The organism is Xanthomonas euroxanthea, assembly GCF_903989455.1.
GTDB classification, from domain to species: Bacteria; Pseudomonadota; Gammaproteobacteria; order Xanthomonadales; family Xanthomonadaceae; genus Xanthomonas; species Xanthomonas euroxanthea.
This window is the reverse complement of the sequence record NZ_LR861803.1, coordinates 3,734,202-3,756,903: the sequence shown is the minus strand read 5'-3', so window position 1 is coordinate 3,756,903 and position 22,702 is coordinate 3,734,202. Positions and strand designations below refer to the sequence as shown.

The window sequence follows — 22,702 nt, the reverse complement described above, 5'->3', positions numbered from 1 at the left end:
GACAGTCATGCCCGGCTATGGTCGACTCCTGTGGTTATCCTGATCGGAATCGCCAATGCGTCGTCTTGCCTGCCTGCTTGCTCCCTCTCTCCTTGCGCTGTGCTGCGGCACCGCGCTGGCGCAGTCCTCCGGCGAGGCGGTCCCCAATGGCCGCCTGCCGACCTGGGCGGTGCCCGAGCGCTACAGCCTGGCGTTCAAGATCGACCCGGACCAGGCCGAGTTCAGCGGCCGCAGCAGCATCCGCGTGCAGCTCAAGCAGGCCTCCGACCATCTGTGGCTGCACGGCAAGGAGTTGAAGGTCAGCAAGGCCACGGTCCAGCCGGCCAAGGGCAAGGCACTGACCGTACGCTACGTGCAAGCCGATGCGCAGACCGGCGTGGTGCGCCTGGATTTCGGCCGCACGCTGCAGCCGCAGACGCTTACCGTGGACATCGTCTACAGCGCGCCGCTCAACCAGCAGCTGCAGGGCCTGTACCAGGTGAAGTACCAGGGCCAGGCCTATGCGATGACGCAGATGGAGCCGATCAGCGCGCGCTATGCGTTCCCCGGTTTCGACGAGCCGGCGTTCAAGACCCCGTTCGACCTCAGCCTGACCGTGCCCACCGACGACCAGGCGCTGGCCAACACCATCGCCACCTCGACCAAGCCGGCCGGCAAGGGCTGGAAGACGGTGAGCTTCGCCCCGACCGTGCCGCTGCCGACCTACCTGGTCGCCTACGCCGCCGGCCCGTGGGACGTGGTGGACGTGCCGCCCATGCCGGCCACCCCGCAGCGCCCCAATCCGACCCCGTTGCGCGGCATTGCCGCCAAGGGCCAGGGGCCGCGCATCACCCCGGCGCTGGACCAGACCCCGGCGATCATCGCCGCGCTGGAGGACTATTACGCCTTCGGGTATCCGTTCGACAAGCTCGATCTGGTCGCCGCCCCGGACTTCAGCGCCGGTGCGATGGAAAACCCCGGGTTTGTCACCTTCCGCGACTGGCTGCTGCTGCTGGACAAGGACTCGCCGGCAGAGAACGTGCAGCGCTCCTTCAACACCAATGCCCATGAGCTGGCCCACCAGTGGACCGGCGACGCCGTCACCATGGAATGGTGGGACGACCTGTGGTTGAACGAGGCGTTTGCCACCTGGATGCAGCAGAAGATCACCATGCAGCTGCACCCGGAATACCGCGCCAATCTGGACCGCATCGCCGGTGCCCAGCATGCGATGGACAACGACAGCCTGGTCAGCGCGCGCAAGATCCGCCAGCCGATCACCGGCAACGGCGATATCGAAACCGCCTTCGACGGCATCACCTACCAGAAGGGTGCGGCGGTGCTGGCGATGTTCGAAGCCTTCGTCGGCGAAGATGTGTTCCGCGAGGGCATGCGCGCCTACATCGCCAAGCATAAATTCGGCAACGCCACCGCCGACGATCTGGTCGATGCGATCGCCGCCGCCGCCGGCAAGGGCGAAGAGTTCAAGGCCGCATTCCGCAGCTTCCTCAATCAGCCGGGCGTGCCGTACCTGCAGACCCAGCTCGCCAGTGAAGGCGGCAAGACCGTGGTCAGGCTGCAGCAGCAGCGCTACCTGCCGCTGGGCTCCACCGGCGCGGCCGCGCAGCAATGGGGCGTGCCGGTGTGCGTCAAGTACGGCAAGGGCAAGGACCAGGTCGGCACCGCCTGCCAGATGCTCGACGGCGCCAGCGGCAGCATCGTGCTGGACGGCGCCGGCAAGAACACCTGGGTGTTCCCGAATGCGCGTGGCGCCGGCTATTACCGCTTCAGCCTGCCGAAGAAGCAGCTGGCCGCACTGGGCAAGCAGGTCGGCCAGCTCGACGACAACGAACAGCTGGCCTATGCCGATGCGATCGATGCGGCCTACCGCCATGGCGATGCCGACAGCGACGCGGTGCTGGCAGCGCTCAGGCAATTGGCGCCGTCCGCGTCGGCCGATGTGTCCACCGCGTTGCTGAACCGCTTCGTGTGGATCTGGCGCTACCAGGCCACCAGCGAGGCCCAGCGCGGCGCATTGCGCAAGGTGGCCGAACAGGCCTATCTGCCGCGTCTGCGCCAGCTGGGTTACACGCGGCGTAGCGGCGAATCGATCGACGACACCAGCTTGCGCTCGGCGTTGGCCGGCCTGTTCGCGCTGCGCCTGCAGAACGCGGAGGTGCGCCAGGCACTGCTCGCGCAGGGCGATGCGGTACTGGCTGGCGGCAACGGCGCACTGGACTTCTCCAAGGCCAATCCGGATCTGCTCGGCACTGCGCTGGCAGTGACCACGCAGGAGCGCGGCGCACCGGCGGTGCAGGCCTTGATCGCTGCGCTGCGCACGCACGCCGACCCGGCGCAGCGCAACGCCATGATCGCCGCCCTGGGCGCGGTGCAGGACCCGGCGCTACTCACCCAGGTGCGTGATTTCGCGCTGACCGATGCGATCAAGGTGGGCGAGATGAAGAGCCTTCTGACGCGCGGCCACAGTTACGAGACCTCGCACGATTCGATGTGGCCGTGGTTCACCGCCAACTTCGACCGCATCGTGCAGCGCAGCGGCTCGTTCGATGGCGGCGGGTTGCCGGCGCTGGGCGCGTCCGGTGGCTGCAGCGTGGAAGAAGCCGACCGCCTGGATGCGTTCTTCAAACCGCGCCTGGCCACGCTCAGCGGTGCCGACCGTGGCATGGCCCAGACCGGCGAGACCATCCGCCTGTGCGCCGCGCTCAAGCAGGCGCAGACCGCCAGGCGCTGAGTCGCCGGCTTGCGGCCCGGGTGCGCGGTATCGACGGTGTCGATGCTGCGCGACCTGGAGCGGCAAACGAAACGACTGCGCTCACCGTCAGGCGCGCAGCCGGTGCCTGGAATCGGCATGTGCCACGCGTACACTCCGGTTCCGGGCGCGCCTTGCGTATCCACCTGGCGACTGCCCGTTACGTTTTGTCAGCCACTCCAGGGACGAAGCGATGGACGAATCATTGATGCTGCACGGAGAGGGCTTCGTGCTGCGCCGCTGGCGCCAGGACGACCTGGGCGCCTTGTTGCTGCACGCCAACGACCCATTGGTGCCGCGCGGATTGAGTGATCGGTTTCCGCATCCGTATACGCGCGCCGACGGCGAGGCGTTCCTGGCCGGACGCGTGGTCGATCTGCAACACCCGGTGCTGGCCATCGAGATCGACGGCCAGGCCTGCGGCACGATCGCGGTGCGTCCAGGGCAGGGCGAGCGGCGCTTTTCGGCCGAGCTGGGCTACTGGATCGGCAGCGCATACTGGGGCCGTGGCTGGATGACGCGCATCGTGGCCACTTATGTGGCCTGGGCGATGCAGGCCCTGCCGCTCCATCGCGTCCAGGCCACCGTGCTCGACACCAATCCGGCATCGGCCAGGGTGCTGCTGCGCAACGGCTTCGTCGAGGAAGGCGTCAGCCGCTGCGCGATCATGAAGCCGGATGGATTGCACGATTTGCGCGTGTTCGCGCGGGTGGGGCGGCCGGCCGCGCTGGTGTGAGCCGCGTCTGCGTGCCACGGCGAACGCATCGGCCGAGCGGTTCTGCGCGCTGCTGATTCGCGCAGATCCATCACCGACATCGGTGCCGATCCCGGGCGTGTTCTGCACGGCGTCGAGGTCACCCCGAGTCGCCCCTTACCGGGCCTTGAACGCCATGCTTCCGCTGCCGCGTGTACGGCTGGCTATGCCAGTGGCTTACCATCGTCGCCATGCGTTTGCACCGCCGGCTGCATCGGCGTGCAGATGACCAACACCGCTGGGTGGTGGAAGGGCGATACGGTCCCTGCAGACCCTGCAAGCAACACGAACCTTGGATACGACGATGACACAGCATGATGGACGGGGCGCACGACCGCCGCGCGATGGCGGCAGCTCCGGCGCCGCGCACAATCCCTGGGGCCGCGCCGCGCCGCGCACACCTGCAGGCCGCCCGCCGGCACAGCAGGCAGCAGCGGCCGACACGCCTGCCGTCACTGCGTCGTCCGGTAGCAATGCGCGCGAGCTGCGGCTGTACGGCATCAACGCCGTGCAGGCGGTGTTCAAGGCGCGCCCGGAGGCGGTGCGCAAGCTGTATCTGAGCCAGGCGCGCATTCCGCAGTTCAAGGCCTTGCTGGCCTGGTGCGTGTCCCAGCGCATCGGCTACCGCGTGGTCGAGGAGGCCGATCTCAACAAGCTCGCCGCCAGCACGCACCATGAGGGTGTGGTGGCCGATGTGCTGCGCGTCGCCCCGCAACCGTTGCAGGACTGGCTGGCTGCATTGCCGGCCGGGCCGGTGCTGGCACTGTGGCTGGATGGCGTGGGCAACCCGCACAACTTCGGCGCGATTTTGCGCTCGTCCGCACACTTCGGGGTGGCCGGCCTGCTGCTGCCTGCCGGCGCCACGCTGGGGCTGTCCGGTGCAGCCGCGCGCGTGGCCGAAGGTGGCGCCGAAGCGGTGCCGCTGGTGCAGCTGCCCGAGACGGCAACGGCGATGGCACAGCTGCGTCAGGCCGGTTTTGCGGTGGCCGCCACGCTGGTGGAAGGCGGCCAGGACGTGTTCGCCGCTGCGCTGCCACAGCGGCTGGTGTATGTGATGGGCGCGGAGAGCGAGGGCATGGACCGCCAGTTCGCGCGCGATTGCGACCTGCAGTTGTCGATCCGCGGCAGCGGCAAGGTCGAAAGCCTCAACGTGGCCTCGGCCACCGCGGTGTTCCAGGCCGCCTGGCGTGCCCGTGCGATGGGCGGAACGCCGTGATGCGCCTGTCTGCCTGGCTGCTTGCCACCGCCTGCGCAGCGAGCGCCGGCGCGCATGCTGCCGCCGCGTCCACGCCTGCCACGCCGCCACAGGTGCGTACCGATCACGGTGTGGTGCGCGGGCAATGGCAGGACGACGGCAGTGCGGTGTTTCGCGCAATTCCGTTTGCCGCCCCGCCATTGGGCGCATTGCGCTGGCAGCCGCCGCAACCGGCGGCGGCCTGGTCGGAGGTGCGCGATGCCACCCGGGCCGCCACCCCATGCGTGCAACCGGCGCTGGGCTGGAACAATGCGATGGCCAGGCGCGGCAGCGAAGACTGTCTCTACGTCGAGGTGCAGACGCCAACGCTGCAGCCGGCCAAGCCGCTGCCGGTGTTCGTGTGGATTCATGGCGGCGCCAATGTGGCCGGCGGCGCCGACGGCCACCTGCCGACCAACCTGGTCGCACAGGGCGTGCTGGTGGTGACGCTGCAGTACCGGCTCGGCGCACTCGGCTTCCTGTCGCTGCCGGAACTGCGCGATGGCGACAACCAAGCCGCGGGCAACTACGCCTTGCTCGATCAGATCGCCGCACTGCAGTGGGTGCGCGACAACATCGCGCAATTCGGTGGCGATCCTGCGCGGGTCACCATCGCCGGGCAGTCGGCCGGCGGCCAGGACGTGGGCTTGCTGATGCTCAGCCCGCTGGCACGTGGCCTGTTCTCGGCGGCGATCGAGCAAAGCGGCACTGCCGGGTTCGGATTGCCGGCACGTTCGCTGGAGGACAATCGCGCGCTGGGTGTGGAGATCGCCAGGCGCGCAGGCATCGAGGATGCTGCGACACGCCTGGCGCAGTTGCGCGCGTTGCCGGTGGAGCAGCTGATCAAGGCCGGGCAGGGCGTCGACGTGCCAGCACTGGATGACGATGGCTACATCTGGCTGCAGGCCGTGGTCGACGGACGCGTGCTGCCACGTGCGCCGGCCGCGTTGCTGGCCGACGGTGCACAGGCCAGGGTGCCGCTGTTGATCGGCTACGTGGCGCAGGAGCTGGAATACGGTGGCAAACAGGGCGCGCAGGCGCGGCTGCGGCGCGACTATCCGGCGCAGGCCGATGCGGTGCTGCAGGCGCAGCGCACGCATGCGGCGCAGCGTGCGGCGCGTCAGGGCGATGCGGCGATGCAGCTGTCCACCGACCTGACTTTCCGTTGCCCGGCGGTGACCGTCGCCCAGCATCAGGCCGCACTCGGCGTGCCGGTGTGGCATTACGTGTTCGATACCGCCGCACCGGGCGGGCAGGTCACGCACAGCGCCGAGCTGCCGTTCCTGTTCAAGGACCTGCCGATCGGCCAGCCGCCGGTGAGCCTGCAACGCTATTGGGCCGCGTTCGTGCAGCGCGGCAATCCGAATGCCACGGGCTTGCCGGCCTGGCCTGCGTTCGCACCCGGGCATGCGGCGTTGCGGTTCGACGCCAGTGGCGTGCACCCGCTCAAGGACGCGCGCCCGGACGTGTGCGCAGGCGTGGACCTGCCGTAATCGATCGCGCGCACCGAAAAACGGTGCGCGCGATCGACTCAAGCCAACTCAACTCAGCTCAACGTGCGCTGCCCGGCCCGCAGAAGTAGAAACCGCCGTTGCGCATTTCCGCCGACAGGCCGGTGCGGGTGACGCCGGAGTCAATGCATACGGATACCCGTAACCGGCCATCGCCAACGTATGGCAGCACGGCTGCGCCACGCTCACCGACGACAGCCGCTGCACGGGATGGAGTAACCATGCCTCACCGACGCCGCGACCGGGTGGCATCCGCCTGCCTTGGGGCGATCAGCATGGCTGTTCTTACTTTTTCTGCAGTCGCACCGCAGCCCCGCCGTTTGCAGCCAATGGCAGCTGCAGGCTGTCGGTGGAGGTGAGCTGGCGCGTGTCGATGCGTACGTCCGTCGGGGCCTGGCCATCGGCGTAGATGGTGGCGGTCCAGCGGCCCTTGCCCAGGAACGTCAACGGCACCGTCAGCGTGCGGGCCTGCTCGTTGGTCATCGCGCCTACGTACCAGTCCTTGCCGCTGCGCCGCGCCAGTGCGATGTGCTCGCCGATGGCGCCGTCGAGTGCGCGTGTCTCGTCCCAGCTGGCCGGCACATCGCGCAGGAACTGCGCGGCCGGCACGTTTTCGTACTGCTCCGGGCTGTCGGCGACCACCGCGAACGGGCTTTCGTAGACCACATACATCGCCAGTTGCTGCGCGCGGGTGGTCATCACCTGCGGCGCGATGTGCTGCATCGTGAATTCGGCCGGGCGCACATTGCGAAAGCCGCCCGGGGTGTAGTCCATCGGGCCGAGCAACATGCGCGTGAATGGCAGCGTGAGGTTGTGGGTTGCGGTGATGCGCGTGGTCCACTTGTTGTACTCGGCGCCGAGCACGCCTTCCTGCGTGAGGTAATTGGGGTAAGTGCGGGTCAGGCCGGTTGGGTGATAGGCGCCATGCAGGTCCACCAGCAGTTTGTGCTCGGCAGCCTTGGCTAGCAGGCGATGGTAGAAGTCCACCATCTGCTGGTCGTCGCGGTCCATGAAGTCGACCTTGATGCCCTTGATGCCGAGCTGCTGATACCAGGCGAGTGCCTCGTCCATGTGCGCATCGAGCGCGCGCCAATGCGCCCATAGCCACAGCCCGACATCGCGCTGCCGTGCGTAAGCCACCAGGCCCGGCAGGTCGAGCTGCTCCACCGGCCGGCGGATATCGGCATCGACGTTGTACTGGCCATCGCCGGTGCTGCCGACATACCAGCCGTCGTCGATCAGCATGTACTGCAGCTTCAATTGCTGCGCGTGATCGATATAGCGCTCGATCGTGGCGGTATTCATGCCCGGCTGCGCCACGCCGCCGGCCAGCCCGCCGGACCACCAGTCCCATGCCGATTTGCCCGCGCGCACCCAGCTCGCATCGAAGGCAGGCGGCGGGTTCAGCGCGGAAATCAGGTTGGATTCGATCAGGCTGGCCGGGCTGTCACCCAGCATGATCACCCGCCATGGCGTGGCGAAATCCTGGCCTTTGGCATCGACGCTGACCGCCAGCGTGGGGTCGTCCAGGCGTGGCGATAATTTCGCCGCTACGCCCAGACTGCCGTCCTCGCGGCCGGTGAGATACAGGCCGGCATAGTCGCGCAGGTTTGCCTCGGCAATCGCCAGCGTGGTGCCGCCGGCATCGGTCTGGCAGACCAGCGGCAACTCCAGCAGATTGTGCGGGCGCAATCTGGATGCGGCGATCGCATCGTATTCGCCCTCGTGGCTGGTTCCGAAGCGCCCCAGGTTCAAGGTCCAGCATGCGTAATCGCTGGGGAATGCAAAGCCGGTGAGTTCGTTGCGAATCCGCACCTCACCGGCGTCGGGCAGCACATAACGCAGCGCAACGCCGTCGTCGTAGGCACGCAATTCCACCGTCAGGCGCCGCTGTTTGGGGTCTGACAACTGCACGCGCAATTGACGATAGTGATCGCGCGCCTGACGTGTCTTGCCTACGGGCAATTCGAATCGGCTGTCATGCGTTTCGGTCGTGCTGCCTTGCAGCGTCATCGCCTTGCCGAGGGTGTTGGCCCGGCCCAGGTCCAGCCCGAGCGGCGCGTCGTCGAGCACGACTTTGTTGCGATACAGCACGCGATAGCTCGGCACGCCGCCCTCGCGTAGCGTGAATTCCACCTGCGTACGTGCGTCGGGCGATTGCACCTGCAGGCGCTGCGCGGATGCAGGCAACGCAATCGAATACAGCAACGCGCACGCCGCCGGTACTGCGGACTGGATCAGGTTTCGCATGAGTCCCTCCTCCTGGGAGCGCCAACCCTAACGCAGAACGGTTGTCGTCGATATCCAGCTGGGGTAACGTTACCTCGCACCATGGCCGCTGAAACAGGGGCGGCAGCCACGGGCGGCATCACGGCAGAGGCAATGGCAAAGCGGCTACGCGTCGTTTTGGCAGTTGCGTTGTCGCGATGTGTACCGTTGCTTGGCAGTAGAGCTTGGGAGAGGCCTCTAATGCTGATGGTTCGCAAGGCGTTCCGCCGTGGAGCGCTGTGGGTGGTATGTGGTTGCATGGCTTGGGCTGCAGTGGAGGCTGCGCCCGTCGATGTGCGATCGACCGGTCCCTACGATGTCCGCGTACTGGCGGGCGGGATGGGGTTGGCCAAGAAGCTTGCCGCCGATGCGCCGTTGCTGGCTGCCGACGCAGACTGGAGCGTGTCCGGCTGGGTGCGTCCCTCGCGCGCGAATGCAGGCCCGGCATTGATCGCCGGTCTGGGCGATGCGAAATCGGCCGGGCGTTACTTCGCAATCGACAACGGCAGGCTCGCCTTCGTGCAGGGCGCAGATACGGTGTTGCGCAGCAAGCAGGCGCTGCCTGCGGGGACCTGGACGCAGGTGGCTGCGGTGGCGAAAGCGGGGCGGTTGACGCTGTACGCCAATGGCCGTCAGGTCGCCAGCGGTGCGGTACGCCAGAGCGCGGTCGCGCCCGTGCTGATGTTTGGTCCGCGCGAGCAGCCCGCCGCCTATACGCAGCACTTCGGTGGCGAGATTGCCGGTTTCCTCGCGCACGCCGCTGCACTGGAGGCGCCGGCCATCGCGCAGCTTGCGGCCAAGGCGCCGGATCAGGCCTTGCAGCGTTTCGAAGACGCCTCGCCGGCCTGGCAGGTCCAGGTCAAGCAGATGGCTGGCCAGGTCGCACCGCAGCCGCCGGCAACGCTGCCGCGCAGTGCGGCTGCCTTCTCTGCGCCGGTCGCCAAGCCGGTACAACCGACGCCCGCGTTGCAGCCGCTGGATGCGGCGGCATGGCGGGTCGGTGCGTGGGAACTGGCTGCTGCGCCGGAACTGGGGCAGGCCACGGGCGCCAGCCTGTCGCGCGGTGATGACAGCGGCGGTGCCGCGGCCTGGCACGCGGCCACCGTGCCGGGCACGGTGCTCACCACGCTGGTCGACCGGGGCGTGTATCCGGATCCGGATATCGGTCTCAACAACATGGCCATTCCCGAATCGCTGAGCCGGCAGGACTGGTGGTACCGCAGCCGTTTCGATCTGCCTGCTGCAGCCCAGGGCAAGCGGCTGGAGCTGCTGTTCAACGGCATCAACTATGCGGGCGAGGTCTGGGTCAACGGTACGCAGGTCGGGCGTACGCGCGGTGCGTTCGCACGCGGCCGCTTCGATGTCAGCAAGCAGCTCAAGGCTGGCCGCAACATCATCGCAGTGCGTGTCTCGCCGCCGCCGCATCCTGGCATCGCGCACGAGCAATCGATGACCGCAGGCGTGGGCGAGAATGGCGGTGTGCAGGCGCTGGATGGGCCGACATTCATCGCCAGCGAAGGCTGGGACTGGATTCCGGCGGTACGCGATCGCAATGCCGGGCTGTGGCAGGACGTGCAGTTGCACGCCACCGGGCCGCTGGCGCTTGGCGACACCCGGGTGGTGACGACGCGGCTGGCCCCGGATCATCGGCGTGCCGAGCTTGAAATCAGCGTGCCATTGCGCAACGACAGTACCGCGGCGGTGCAGGGCACCCTGCAACTGGCCGTCGGCGATGTGCGCATCCAGCGGCAGGTCAACGTGCCGGCCGGTGGTACCACGCTCACGCTCAGTGCCGCCGATACGCCGCAGCTGGTCATCGCCAATCCGCGCCTGTGGTGGCCAAACGGCTATGGCGAGCCTGCGTTGTATACCTTGCAGGCCAGCGTCGAGGTGGCCGATACACCGTCGGATACGCAGCAGCTGCGCTTTGGCATTCGCGAAGTCGGTTACGAACTGTCGCTGTTCGACCAGGACGGTGCGCTGCGCCGCGTGCTGGTGGATTTCAACAAGGCACGTCAGCGTGGTGAACGCATTGTCGATGCCCGCCACAGTGCGATCCGCCCCGTGCCCGGAGGCGATGCGCAATCGTTCTATCCCGGCGCGCAGGCATCGCCGGCGGTCACGCCGCTGAGTGACGACGCGCTGGCACCTTACCTGGCCATCCGCATCAATGGCGTACGCATTGCCGTCAAGGGCGGCAACTGGGGCATGGACGACTGGCGCAAGCGCGTCTCGCGCGAGCGGCTGGAGCCGTACTTCCGCCTGCAGCGCGATGCGCATTTCAATGTGGTGCGCAACTGGGTGGGGCAGAACACCGAAGCCAGCTTCTTCGAGCTGGCCGACGAATACGGCATGCTGGTGCTCAACGACTTCTGGCAGTCCACCCAGAACTACAACATGGAGCCGGCCGATGCGGCGCTGTTCCTGGACAATGCCGCCGAGGTGATCAAGCGCTTCCGCAACCATCCGTCCATCGTGTTGTGGTTCGGCCGCAACGAAGGCGTGCCCGCACCCATCCTCAACGAAGGCCTGGATGCGCTGGTGGCCGAGCTCGATGGCACGCGCTGGTACACCGGCAGTTCCAACCAGGTCAATCTGCAGGGCAGCGGCCCGTACAACTACCGCGAGCCGGTGGGGTACTTCAACGCCTTGGCACAGGGCTTTTCGGTGGAAGTGGGCACGCCGTCGTTCTCCACCCTGGAGTCGTTCAAGGCCTCCGTCCCGGCGGCGCAGGACCAGTGGCCGATCAGCGATGCCTGGGCCTATCACGACTGGCACCAGTCCGGTAACGGCGACACCGCCAGCTTCATGCGTTCGCTCACCGACAAGCTTGGTGCGCCCACCAGCCTGGAAGATTTTGAGCGCAAGGCGCAATTGCTCAACTACGACACCCATCGCGCCATCTTCGAAGGCTTCAACGCGCAGCTGTGGACCAAGAACAGCGGGCGCCTGCTGTGGATGAGCCATCCGGCCTGGCCCAGCAACATGTGGCAGATCTACAGCCACGACTACGACACCCATGCGGCCTATTACGGTGTGCGCAATGCGGCAGAGATGCTGCATGTGCAGATGAACCTGCCCGGCCACGACGTGGTGGTGGTCAACAATGCCAGCGACCCGGTGCGCGGCCTGCGCGTGCGTGCAGAGGTCTACAGCAGCGATGGCGCATTGCTGCAGCAGCGCGAACAGGCCGTGGACGCCGCGCCCGTTGCGGTCTCGGCACCGGTGCTGCAACTGGCGCCGTTGCTCAATGACACCAACGGGCTGGGCTTTGTGCGGCTGCAATTGCTCGATCGCGATGCGGTCGTGCGTTCGCGCAATTTCTACTGGGTGGCGCGCGATGCGGCAGCCATGCGTGGCCTGGATGCGCTGGCGGCAGTGCCGGTGCAGCTCAGCACGCAACTGCAGGAGGGTGCCGAGCCGGTGCTGCGCGCCACCGTGCGCAATGCTTCGCAGCAGGTGGCGCTCAACACCAAGCTGACCCTGGTGGACGCGCAGGGCCAACGCATCCTGCCGGCGTACTACAGCGACAACTACCTCAGCCTGGTGCCGGGCGAGCAGCGCGAGGTCGAGATTCGCGGCCCGTCCGCGGCAAGCCTGCGCAACGCCACGCTGCAGGTGCGGGGCTGGAATGTCGAACCATCAACAGGCGTCGCCAGCGGGCTTCCGTAGCGGCGCCGACAGGTTGCCACGCCGTGTCCGCACGGCGGTCGCACTGATGCGCCGATCGCGCGTCAGCCAATACCGCATTGCCGTTGCTGCAATGCCATTCGAAACGGTCGTGGATTGTCGTCATCCCTGGGAGGGGACCATGAACAAGCTGCATGCGAACACCCGCCACACCCCATTGGTCGCCGCACTGGCGGCTGCACTCACCCTGCTGGCCGGCAGCGCAAACGCACAGGACGCCAGCGCTGCCGCCGGGGTCACCGACCTGGACAAGGTCATGGTCAAGGGCGTGCGCGGCGCGCAGGCCGAGGCCATCGAGAACAAGCGCACCGCCGCGCAGATCATCGACTCGATCTCTGCAGAGGACATCGGCAAATTGCCCGATGTCACCATCACCGATTCGCTGCAGCGCGTGCCCGGCGTGCAGATCCGGCGTTCGGCCGGCGAGGGCTCGCAGCTCAATATCCGCGGCATGCCGCAGGTGCAGACCACCATGAACGGAGAGTTGTACCTGAGCGCCGGTGGCGGCGACCAGTACGGCCAGCCGAACATCGGCCGCGCGCAGCCGGATTTCGTCGACATCCCGCCGACGCTGTTCAGCGGCGTGGACGTGATCAAATCGCCGACCGCAGCGGACCTGGATGGCGGCATCAGCGGTACGGTTTCGCTCAAGACACGGCGCCCGTTCGACCTGCCCGAAGGCTGGACCTTCAGCGGCCAGGCCGAAGGCTCCTACGGCGACCGCGTGCAGGAACTCAACGAGCTGTACTCGGGCCTGGCCAGTTTCCGCACCGAGCGTTGGGGCGCGTTGCTGGCGGTGTCGTACTCCGATGCCACGCTGGAGAACAAGCATCCCAGCGTGTATTCCAATGGCGCGCAGAAATCCACCGAGCAGAACGTGGGCTTCGATTTCAACGGCGACGGGCGCATCGGCAGCAATACCGATCCGTCCAACCTGCCGCGCGACTACTTCTACAACTGGGTCGCCACCGAGCTGGACAACCGCAGCACTGATCGCCAGCGCACCGGCATCAACGGCTCGTTCCAGTTCAACATCAACGATTCGTGGACGGTGCTGGCCGATGCGGCCTACACCAAGCTCGAAGACCAGGACACCTCGGTCGCCGCGCAGCTGCACACCGGTTGGGCCACCAACCAGTTGCAGCCCGGGTCGGTGGTCGATTCCAATGGCGTGCTGGAATACGGCCAGTTCCGCTACAACCGCTTCCAGGCCCACTCGATGGCCGGCGTCGCCGACTCGGACGCGCTCAACACCAATCTGGAACTGCGCTTCGACGATGGTGGCCCCTTCCGTGCCTCGTTCCGCTGGGTGCATGGCGATGCGCAGCGCACCTACGACGAAGCGCGTGCCGATGCGGTGGTGACACGCGGCGACCAGATCACCCGCGCCGGCGGCGTGACGCAATGGGCCAACGCCAATGGCCTGCCGACGGTGGATGCCTCGGTGGATTTCCGGGGCACCTATCCGGCGGTCAACCTCGGCACCGATGTGTCCAACCCGGACAACTGGCAGCTGATGTCGACCTGGGCGCAGGGCAACAAGATCGAAGCGACGATGGACGCGTTCCGCGCCGATGGCACCTTCGAGTTCGACGAGGGCGTAGTGCGCGGCTTCCAGTTCGGCATCCGTTACGGTGAGCGCGAGGTCAAGCTGGACACCTATCGCTACCTGTCGCCGGTGTCCACCAGCTGCGCCGACCCCAACCGCTCGCTGTACTACTTCAAGGATCCGCTGATCGTGGACACCTGCAGCGGCGTCTCCGAAGCGCGCCTGCTGCCGTTCAATTCGATCCCCGGTTACTGGGCCTACTTCAACGACTTCGATCCGCTCAGGGTCACCGGCCTGGGCAGCCAGGGCCTGCCGGCGATCAACCCGCAGGTCATGAAGGACCCGGTGGGCTACCTCAACAGCCTGTACCCGGGCAACGTGGCCTACCAGCAGGCCGCCGATTCCTACAAGGTCACCGAAAAGAGCACCGCGGCGTACTTCCTGGCGAACCTGGAAGGCGGCACCGGCAGCGCGGTGCCGTGGACGGCCAACATCGGCGCGCGCATCGTGCAGACCAAGCTGGCGATCGACCAGTACCTGAGCAGCGGCAACGTGTTCATCGGCAACGTCGAATGGAACGGCGTCAGCCCGGCGATCGGCACCAATCGCCTGAACCGTCAGTACACCGACGTGCTGCCCACCGCCAACCTGTCGCTGGATATCACCGACGCGCAGAAGCTGCGCTTTGCCTACAACAAGGCGGTGGCGCGCCAGGACCTGCCCGATCTCGGGCGCGGGCTGGTGAGCTTCTACGCGGTCAATGGCACGCCGCCGCGCAACCCTGCGTTGCCCTCGGATGCGGTGCTGTTCCTCAATGGCCGCTCCGGTAACCCGGATCTCGATCCGTATCGCGCCACCAACTACAACGCCTCGTGGGAATGGTATTTCTCCGATGCGTCGCTGGTCAGCGTGGGTGCGTTCCTGATCGACGTGAAGTCGTTCCCCACCACGGTGACCAACATCGAACTGTTGCCCGACGCCGATGGCGTGGCGCGGCTGGGTGGCCCGGTGGAGCGCATCGTGAATGGCGGCGGCGGCAAGATCAAGGGCTTTGAAGTCGGCTATCAACAGGCCTTCGACTTCCTGCCCGGTTGGCTCAGCGGCTTCGGTACCAACATCAACTACACCTTCTCCGATGCCGACACCGACAACACCGATATCCAAGGCAATACGTTGCCGATCGGCGACAACTCCAAGCACCAGGCCAACGCGGTGCTGTGGTACCAGAAGGACAAGTTGCAGGCACGCGTGGCCTACAACTGGCGCAGCAAGCGCTTCAGCCAGGTCAACAGCGGTGCGTGGGGCGACGAGCTGGCGATCTGGAACGACGACGTCGGCTATCTCGATGCGTCCTTCAGCTACGACGTCAACGACCACCTGACCCTGTACGCCCAGGCAACCAACCTGACCGGCGAAAGCGAGCGGCGCTACGCGCAGTGGACCAACCACTACTACGACCAGAACATCTTCGAGCGTCGTTATTACGCCGGCCTGCGTCTGCGCTTCTGATCCGGCTGTGCGTTGTGCGACATGGCGCACCCCCGCGCCGTGTCGCACATGTTTCGCTGTTGTCACTCTCCAGGCGGTCATTGCGCTTTCTTCCCGTCGCCGTTGATTGCGGCGCTGCAGTACGCCTGACGGCAACGTCAGGCACCCTCCCATTCGGCCGCATCGTCGGGAAGCGATGTGGCCGTTTTTTTGTGTGTGATGGCGCAGGCGTTACACGATGCCGATCGATGCAGCACTTACCGCGCCGGCGGCCCGGCCGTCGAGCCGCGCTTGACCACGGTGTACTTCATCACCTGGTGCACGCCCGCTGCGGGATCGCCCTTGCGTCGCTGGCGGATCGCATCGGCCAGCAAGGACACCGCGGCGCGGCCCATCGCAGTGACCGGTTGGTGCACGGTGGTGAGTTCGGGCCAGATGGTGGTGGCCACCGGGGTGTCGTCGAAGCCGGCGACCGAGACATCCTCGGGTACGCGCAAGCCCAGGCCGTGCGCGACCGCAACGGCCGCAGCCGCCATATCGTCGTTGCTGCAGAAGATGGCGGAGGGCGGTTGCGCCTGCGCGAGCAGGCTGCGCGCGGCGAGCAGGCCGGAGTGATAGGTGAACAGACCCTCTGCCATCAATTCCTCGGCCACGGGCAGGCCAGCGGCCTGCAGGCTGTCGAGATAGCCATTGGCACGCAACGCGCTTGGCGTGTGCTTGGGGTCGCCCTTGATCAATGCGATGCGGCGATGGCCCAGTTCAACCAGGTGGTCGACGATGGCGCGCGCGGCCTGGTAATCGTCGATGCGCACCGAGCTGATCTGCGCCATCGGTGCGCCGCTCGCCACCGCCACGACCGGGATGCCGCGTGCATCGAGTTCGGCGATGGTCTGGCGCGAATCGCATAACGGGGGCGGCAGGATCACGCCGTCCACGCCGGCTGCCAGCAAGCGTTCGGTGGCGGCACGCTGGCTGCGGATGGCACCGCATTTTTCCACCAGCACCTGGCTGCCATTGAGGCTGCTTTGCTCGAGCAGGCCGAGCATGAATTGATTGAGGTAGGCCGCGCTGGGATTGCTGTACAGCACGCCGATGCGCAACAGGCCGCTGGTGCGCAACGAACGGCCTGCCAGATTGGGCCGGTACCCCAATGCCTGCACCGAGGCTTCCACGCGCACGCGCATGTCCTCGCCGACATGCGGGTGACGGTTGATAACGCGCGAGGCCGTCATCGGCGAAACCCCGGCGTGCTTGGCGACATCCAGCAAGGTCGCTGCATTGTTGGCACTGCGTTGGCGCTTGGCCGCCATTGTGTGTGCTCGTCCTGGAGTGTAAGCGAAGGGGCAGCAGGTAGCGCGAGGCCTGCAGCAACCGCGAGTGCCTGGCCGCTGGCACTCGCTGTCGATGGAGGTATCGGCACAGGCAACGCGCAGCATGCGCGTCATCCGTGCCGCTCGCCCTCAACAAAGACACCTGCGACGTCTTCCGTCGCAGTTACTCGCTCGGCGGTTGCACGCTTTTCGCGCGACTGCCGAAATCGCCATCGGCCTCGGCCGCCAGGTATGCAAATACCGTGTAGGCCGCCACGTTCTGCGCCAGCGCCTTGGGGTCGATCTTGTCCAGGGTGTCGTCGGCGGTGTGGTGCAGGTCGAAGTAGTCGGTGCCGTCCTGCGCCAGCCATGCCCATGCGCCGCCCTTGGCGGAAATCGGCCCGACGTCCGGGCCGGGGCCGCCCTTGTCCGGCACATACGCGATGCCCAACGGCGCGAGCACCTCGGCAATCTGTTTGGTCGCGGCGCGCGAGTCTTCCGGTGCCGCCGAGCCGGTGTTGAACGCATAGATGCGCCCGGCACCGAAGTCGCTCTCTGCGCCGATCTGGTGCAGCGCCATGTCCTTGGCATCCTTGCCGTGCGCGGCCGCATACGCCTTGCCGCCGTACAGGCCCTGCTCCTCGTTGGCGAAGGCCACCACGCGAATCGTGCGCTTGGGCGCCTGCTTGAGCTGGCCGATCAGGTGGCCCGCGGCCATGGTGATCGCCACGCCGGCGCCATCGTCGATCGCGCCGGTGCCCAGATCCCAGGAATCCAGGTGCCCGCCGATCACCACCACTTCCTTGGGCTTGCTGCGTCCGGTGATTTCGCCGATCACGTTGTACGAAGTCGCCGTGCCATCCCAGCCGCAATCCAGCGCCAGCCGCACACGCGTGCTGCCCAGCGCGGCCAGGCGCGCGAGCTGGTTGGCATCGGGCACCGACAACGCTGCTGCCGGCACCGGCGTCAGGCCTTCGTCGAAACGGGTGATGCCGGTATGCGGCACGCGGTGCGAGTCGGTGCCGGCCGAGCGCATCACGAAGCCGATCGCGCCCTTGCGGATCGCTTCCGACGGGCCCTTGCTGCGCACCGCGCCGCCATTGCCATAATCCTTGCCGTCGCGCGCCTTGGTCATCTGGTAATCGACGAATGCGATTTTGCCGGCCAGCGATCCGGCCGGTGCGGCCTGCAGTGCGGCCAGGTTGTCGAAGCGCACCACCTCGCCCTCGACGGTGCCACCCGGGCTGCCGCCCAGGGCGGTGATGTGCAGGGGCTGCGCATGCGCACCGATCACTGTGGCCTGTTCGCTGCGCCGCTGCCACTTGGGAAAGCGCACCGGCTCGGTCCACACCTTGTCGAAGCCCAGTGACTGGAACTTGGCCTTGGCCCAGGCCACCGCGCGCGGATCGGCCTCGCCACCGGCAATGCGCGGGCCCACTTCGGTGGTCAACGATTCCACCACCGCAAAGCCGGTGTCGTCGGCCAAGGCCTGCTCGCGCAGCTGCGCGGCGGTGCGCAGTGCGCTATCGGCGATGGTGGTCTGTGCGGCGAGCGCGGGTGCGCAAGCGAGTAGGGCAGAGATGGCAACAGCGAGGCGACGCATGCAGGGCGGCTCCAACGACAAGGGGGACCCCGAGCTTATCAGCGCGAGGTCCCCCGTCTGCGTGCGAAAGGTCATCCTCCTGCGCGACGTTGCGCAATGGATGTGCCCGCTTACGGCACGCCTGGTGTCTTCAGCGTGTCGTTCTTCAACGAATCGCGGATCTCGCGCAGCAACAGCACTTCTTCGCTCGGGCCCTTGGGGGCGTCCGGCTTGCGGTGGGTCAGGCGGTTGATCAGCTTGACCACCATGAAGATCGCGAAGGCGATGATCACGAACTGCACGACGGTGTTGATGAAATCGCCGTAGCCGATGGCCACCGCCGGAATTTCCTTGCCGGTGGCATCGACGCCGGCAGGCTTGAGCACCCAGGCCAGGCGTGAGAAATCCACGTTGCCGATGGCCCAGCCGATCGGCGGCATGATGATCTTTTCCACCAGCGCGGTGACGATCTTGCCGAACGCTGCACCGATAACCACACCGACCGCCAGGTCGATGACATTGCCACGCATCGCGAATTGCTTGAATTCGCTGACCATTCCCATAGCGCACTCCAGATGCGGTCGCGGACCAACTGCCGCGGCGTGATCGTAGCGGGCGGCGTGTCAGCCCGCGATGATGCCGTGGCGCTCGGCGACGTTTTCCAGACGTGCACTGAATTGATCGCCCGGCAGCAGCGGGCCGACACCGGCCGGCGTGCCCATGAAGATCAGATCGCCCGCGCGCAACGCATAGAGTTTGGAGAGCTCATGCAGGATTTCCGGCACGTTCCAGATCATCTGGTCCAGCAACGACTGCTGACGCACCTGGCCGTTGACCTCCAGCGACAGGTTCAATGCCTCCAGCGCACCCACTTCGCCGGCATGCACCAGCTCGCTGATCGGCGCGGAGTGATCGAAGCCCTTGGCGATGTCCCACGGCAGGCCCTTGGCCTTGGCGGCGGCCTGCAGATCGCGTCGGGTCAGGTCCAGGCCCACGCCGTAGCCATAGATCAGCGCCTCTGCCTGATCCACCGGCAACTCGCCGGCCGGCGCATCGCTGCCCAGTGCCACCACCAGCTCCACTTCGTGGTGCAGTTCTTTGGTGCCGGGCGGGTACGGAATGTGGTCGCCGTGGCCGACCACGATCGCATCGGCAGGCTTCATGAAAAAGGTCGGCTGGCCCCGTTCGGCCCTGGAGGCAGGCGCTGCGGCGCCCATCTCGCGCGCGTGATCGGCGAAGTTGCGGCCGACGCAGTAGATGCGGTGCACCGGAAAGTTGCCGCCACCAACCACCGGAATGCGCGGGACGTCGGCGGCGGGAATCACATCGTGGGTCATGCACGCATCCTTGGGGAACGGGGCAGCTGAGTCTAGCCGTTTGGCCGTGCATGACGGAACCGCCGTGCTGCGCGTTGAGTGCATCGCGCCGCCTGGCCGGCAGTGCGTGCGATCACGGTCTGCGTCGGCGCAGGCGAAAGCGCGCATGCCGGTCAGCTCATGCGCACAGTGATATCAGCATTCAATGCCCACCGCGCCGGATGGCGGTGGCGTGGTGCTTCAGTGCGACAACGGCAGTGCGGGCTTGCGCACCACGCGGTACTCGGCTTCGACCACGCGTGTCTGTTGCGGCGCGCGACGGTTCGACTTGCTCAGCAGCTTCCAGGCGATGCCGCCCAGGATCATCGCCGCGCCCACGAACACGCTGAAGAAGATCAGCACGGCAAGGATGACCAGACCGGCCAGGCCGGCGGCAACGCGCACCAGCGGGTGACGCGGCTTGCGCGGGGCAAACAGGTGGTGGAGGTTGCCGAATTGGAAGAGACGTGCAGGCATGGCGGTGGGCTGCCGGGCAGGAAACAGGCCCGCAGTATCGTTGCGGTTTCATGTCATTGAGTGAAAACTTCGTTAAACAATGGCCTGTTTTGTTAAGTCCATCACATCCAGTGGGCTAGAAGTAGGGCGTCCGGTCGCCAGGAACGCGCATTCGTGAGCGCAGTAGATGCATGCGTGGCGGCTATCGCATGGCGTCGGCGCCATGCAGGCGCGTGCCACAATCGCAGTCCGTTCTCCCATAGCAGACCGCATGTCTTCGCCATCGCCCACCACGCTTGCCGACCTGGCGCAGATTCCCGATGCCGGATTTCTGGAAGTCGAAGCGGTGTGGGACGGCGGCGCGGAGTCGCTGGTGCTGTATCGCGATGGTGCACAGGTACGCGCCTGGTTGAACGTCTGTCCGCATGCCGGCAGGCGGCTGGATTGGGCACCCGGCCAGTTCCTCAAGACCAAGGAAGGCCACCTGGTCTGCGCGGCACACGGCGCGGCGTTCGAGCTCAGTGGCGGCGAATGCATCAGCGGGCCGTGCCGCGGTCAATCGCTGCTGGCGGTGCCGGTACGCATCGAGGGGACGCAGGTGGTCCTTGGCTAGGTTGCCGCTCTAAGGCCGCGTCACACGATCCAGCACAACGTCCGCGTGCCGAGGCTGGAGCAAAGCGCGGCTGGCAGGACATCGCCAGCAGTCGTCGGCCAGCTTCAAGCAGCAGGTGGCGCCGTCGCCGCGTCTCGTGTCTGGCGATCGGGCGTGCAATGCGCCTGACGGTGCACCATCGATGATCGATCCATCTGCGCGCATATCTGCAGCGATCGCCGTCGCCGGCCACGACGCCGGTTCAGCGCGCTGCCCACCAGAACATCAGGTTGATCATCGAGACCATGACCACGACGTAGATCAGCGACAGCGGTGCGCCCACGCGCCACAGCTCGCGTGGCTGATAGTTGGCCGGGCCGGCCACCATCGAGATCACCGGGTTGGAGGCGGTCATCAGATTGTTGGACGCCGACAACGCCACGATCAGCGCGAACGCGGTCGGGTTGCCGTTGGCCGCCAGTGCCAGATTGACCGCGATCGGCACCATCACGATGGTGGCGCCGACATGGCTGATCACCAGCGAAAACGCGGTGGTCAGCAGCGCCAGGCTGATTTCCAGCGCCCACACCGGAATGCCCTCGGGCAGGCGGTCGATGGTGTGGCCGGCCACCCAGGCCGCGGTGCCGCTGCTGTCCATTGCCCAGCCCAGTGGAATCAGGCCGGCCATCATGAAGATGGTCTTCCAGTTGATCGAGGCGTAGGCCTCGTCCATGCGCAGCACGCCGCTGACCAGCATGCAGGCCACGCCGGTCATCAAGGTCAGCGCCACCGGCAGCCGCGAGGTCAGCGCGATCAGGATGGTGAAGGCAAAGATCGCCATGGCGATCTTGAACTTGTGCGGGCGCTGCTCGCCCTTGGGGAAGTCGGTCACCGGCACGAAGTCGCGGCTTTCCGCCGCCTGCGCCAGGTCCTGCCAGATGCTGTGGAACACCAGCATGTCGCCGCCGCGCAGCGGCACGTTGCGCACGTCCTCGCGGATCACCTGCTTGTCGCGGTTGATCGCCAGCAGGCTGATGCCGCTCTGCTTGCGCAGGCGCAACTCGGCGGCGGTCTTGCCGATCAGCCGCGAGTTGGGCGGAATCAATGCTTCGGAAATGCCGGCCAGGCTGGGATTGAACAGATCGCCCAGGTTGCGCAGGCGCGAGGACATGCGCAGGAACTGGTTCTGCGCAAAGTCGGTCACTTCCTGGCGCGGCCCCATCGCTCCGAGCACGCTGCCGACCCAGATGCGCATGTCCGCCGGCGGCGCCAGGCGGGTGTCGTTGCCGGTCTTCAAGGCGAGCAGCAAGGGCGCGTCGTGCAGCGCCTCGGCCTCGCCCAGGGTCATGCCGACCAGCGGGCTTTCGGCGCTGACGGTGAGCTCGAACACGTCGCCGTCGATGCCGTAGGTCTTGGCGAAATAGCTCTCGGTGCGCGAGGGCGTGACGCCTTCGTTGATCAGGCGTTCTTCCTCGATCAGCTTGCGGTCGCCGTAGAAACGGAAGTACAGCAATGCAGCGATCAGCAAGGCCACGCCGATCGGCAGCGGCGCGAACATGGTCAACGGCTCGATGCTGGCCATGCCCGAGGGCAGGTTGTTGTTGGCCGACACCAGCAGGTCGTTGAGCAGGATCAGCGGCGAATTGCCCACCATGGTCAGCGCGCCGCCCATCACGATGGCCGCGGCGATCGGCAGCAACATGCGTTGCAGGGTCAGCCCGGTGCGCGCGGCCAGCCGCGAGGCGACCGGCAGGTACAAGGCCATCACCGACGGGTTCTGCATGAAGGACGAGTTCAGGCCGGAGATGGCCAGCGTCATCATCATCAGGCGTTGTTCGCTGCCGTGCGAGCGCCGCAGCAACCAGGTCGCCAGGCGATTCAACGCACCGGTGCGCTCCAGCCCCGCACCGAGGATGGTGGTGGCGATGATGCTCATCACCGCGTTACCGGAAAAACCACCAAACAGTTCTTCCGGCGCCACCAGCCCGGTGACGCCCAGCACCACCAGCACGATCAACGCCACCACATCGGCGCGAATGCGCTCGAACAGGAACATCGCCATCGTGAAACCGACCAGCCCGAGGACGAGCTTCATATCGTTGGTCAGTGTCAGCGCGGTATCCATTAGGGGCCGGGAATGGGGAGTCGGGAATAGGGAATTGGC

The 22,702-nt window shown here is 66.6% G+C and carries 14 protein-coding genes and 1 other RNA gene; 8 read left to right on the top strand and 7 right to left on the bottom strand.

Annotated elements, in window-relative coordinates; genetic code table 11:
* Nucleotides 1–55: 55 nt before the first annotated feature.
* The 5 genes from H7A86_RS15700 (at nt 56) to H7A86_RS15680 (ending at nt 6,230) form a co-directional block, all read left to right on the top strand.
* Nucleotides 56–2,731, top strand: coding sequence for a M1 family metallopeptidase (locus H7A86_RS15700; RefSeq protein ID WP_119131057.1), 2,676 nt, complete (start codon nt 56–58; stop codon nt 2,729–2,731).
* Between the two features lie 117 nt (nt 2,732–2,848).
* Nucleotides 2,849–2,925, top strand: a non-coding RNA gene (locus H7A86_RS15695) — sX9 sRNA.
* A gap of 17 nt (nt 2,926–2,942) precedes the next feature.
* On the top strand, nt 2,943–3,485 hold the full coding sequence (locus H7A86_RS15690) for a GNAT family N-acetyltransferase (protein WP_119131058.1): 543 nt from the start codon (nt 2,943–2,945) through the stop codon (nt 3,483–3,485).
* A 322-nt stretch (nt 3,486–3,807) separates the two neighbouring features.
* Nucleotides 3,808–4,719 carry a TrmH family RNA methyltransferase gene (locus H7A86_RS15685; RefSeq protein ID WP_119131059.1) on the top strand — a complete coding sequence of 304 codons (912 nt, stop codon included), beginning with the start codon at nt 3,808–3,810 and terminating at the stop codon, nt 4,717–4,719.
* A complete protein-coding gene (locus tag H7A86_RS15680) occupies nt 4,719–6,230 on the top strand; it encodes a carboxylesterase/lipase family protein (protein WP_119131060.1) in 1,512 nt (503 codons plus the stop codon). The genes H7A86_RS15685 and H7A86_RS15680 overlap by 1 nt, the downstream gene beginning before the upstream one ends.
* 303 nt (nt 6,231–6,533) lie before the next feature.
* On the opposite strand, the gene H7A86_RS15675 is transcribed toward H7A86_RS15680, so the two are convergent.
* Nucleotides 6,534–8,498, bottom strand: coding sequence for a glycoside hydrolase family 97 protein (locus tag H7A86_RS15675; protein WP_119131061.1), 1,965 nt, complete (start codon nt 8,496–8,498; stop codon nt 6,534–6,536).
* Nucleotides 8,499–8,717: 219 nt separating this feature from the next.
* On the opposite strand from H7A86_RS15675, the gene H7A86_RS15670 reads away from it, so the two are divergent.
* Nucleotides 8,718–12,188 (top strand): glycosyl hydrolase 2 galactose-binding domain-containing protein, encoded by a 3,471-nt coding sequence (locus H7A86_RS15670; RefSeq protein ID WP_119131062.1) that lies wholly within the window; start codon nt 8,718–8,720, stop codon nt 12,186–12,188.
* 139 nt (nt 12,189–12,327) lie between these two features.
* Nucleotides 12,328–15,264 (top strand): TonB-dependent receptor, encoded by a 2,937-nt coding sequence (locus tag H7A86_RS15665; protein ID WP_119127561.1) that lies wholly within the window; start codon nt 12,328–12,330, stop codon nt 15,262–15,264.
* 236 nt (nt 15,265–15,500) lie between these two features.
* Here H7A86_RS15665 and H7A86_RS15660 read toward each other — a convergent pair whose 3' ends face one another.
* The 5 genes from H7A86_RS15660 to H7A86_RS15640 all read right to left on the bottom strand — a co-directional run bounded on the left by H7A86_RS15660 (nt 15,501) and on the right by H7A86_RS15640 (nt 19,967).
* Nucleotides 15,501–16,553 (bottom strand): LacI family DNA-binding transcriptional regulator, encoded by a 1,053-nt coding sequence (locus H7A86_RS15660; protein ID WP_119131063.1) that lies wholly within the window; start codon nt 16,551–16,553, stop codon nt 15,501–15,503.
* A 184-nt stretch (nt 16,554–16,737) separates the two neighbouring features.
* Nucleotides 16,738–18,156 carry a M20/M25/M40 family metallo-hydrolase gene (locus H7A86_RS15655; RefSeq protein ID WP_119131064.1) on the bottom strand — a complete coding sequence of 473 codons (1,419 nt, stop codon included), beginning with the start codon at nt 18,154–18,156 and terminating at the stop codon, nt 16,738–16,740.
* Between the two features lie 110 nt (nt 18,157–18,266).
* On the bottom strand, nt 18,267–18,698 hold the full coding sequence (gene mscL / locus H7A86_RS15650; protein ID WP_024940317.1) for a large-conductance mechanosensitive channel protein MscL: 432 nt from the start codon (nt 18,696–18,698) through the stop codon (nt 18,267–18,269).
* A 60-nt stretch (nt 18,699–18,758) separates the two neighbouring features.
* Nucleotides 18,759–19,472, bottom strand: a complete 714-nt coding sequence (locus tag H7A86_RS15645) for a fumarylacetoacetate hydrolase family protein (RefSeq protein WP_104583669.1) — start codon at nt 19,470–19,472, stop codon at nt 18,759–18,761.
* 219 nt (nt 19,473–19,691) lie between these two features.
* Nucleotides 19,692–19,967 carry a hypothetical protein gene (locus H7A86_RS15640; RefSeq protein WP_104583668.1) on the bottom strand — a complete coding sequence of 92 codons (276 nt, stop codon included), beginning with the start codon at nt 19,965–19,967 and terminating at the stop codon, nt 19,692–19,694.
* 250 nt (nt 19,968–20,217) lie between these two features.
* Here H7A86_RS15640 and H7A86_RS15635 point away from each other — a divergent pair, with 250 nt between their 5' ends.
* Nucleotides 20,218–20,559, top strand: a complete 342-nt coding sequence (locus H7A86_RS15635; RefSeq protein ID WP_104583667.1) for a Rieske (2Fe-2S) protein — start codon at nt 20,218–20,220, stop codon at nt 20,557–20,559.
* Nucleotides 20,560–20,800: 241 nt separating this feature from the next.
* Here H7A86_RS15635 and H7A86_RS15630 read toward each other — a convergent pair whose 3' ends face one another.
* A complete protein-coding gene (locus H7A86_RS15630; RefSeq protein WP_104648908.1) occupies nt 20,801–22,663 on the bottom strand; it encodes an SLC13 family permease in 1,863 nt (620 codons plus the stop codon).
* Nucleotides 22,664–22,702: the final 39 nt, after the last annotated feature.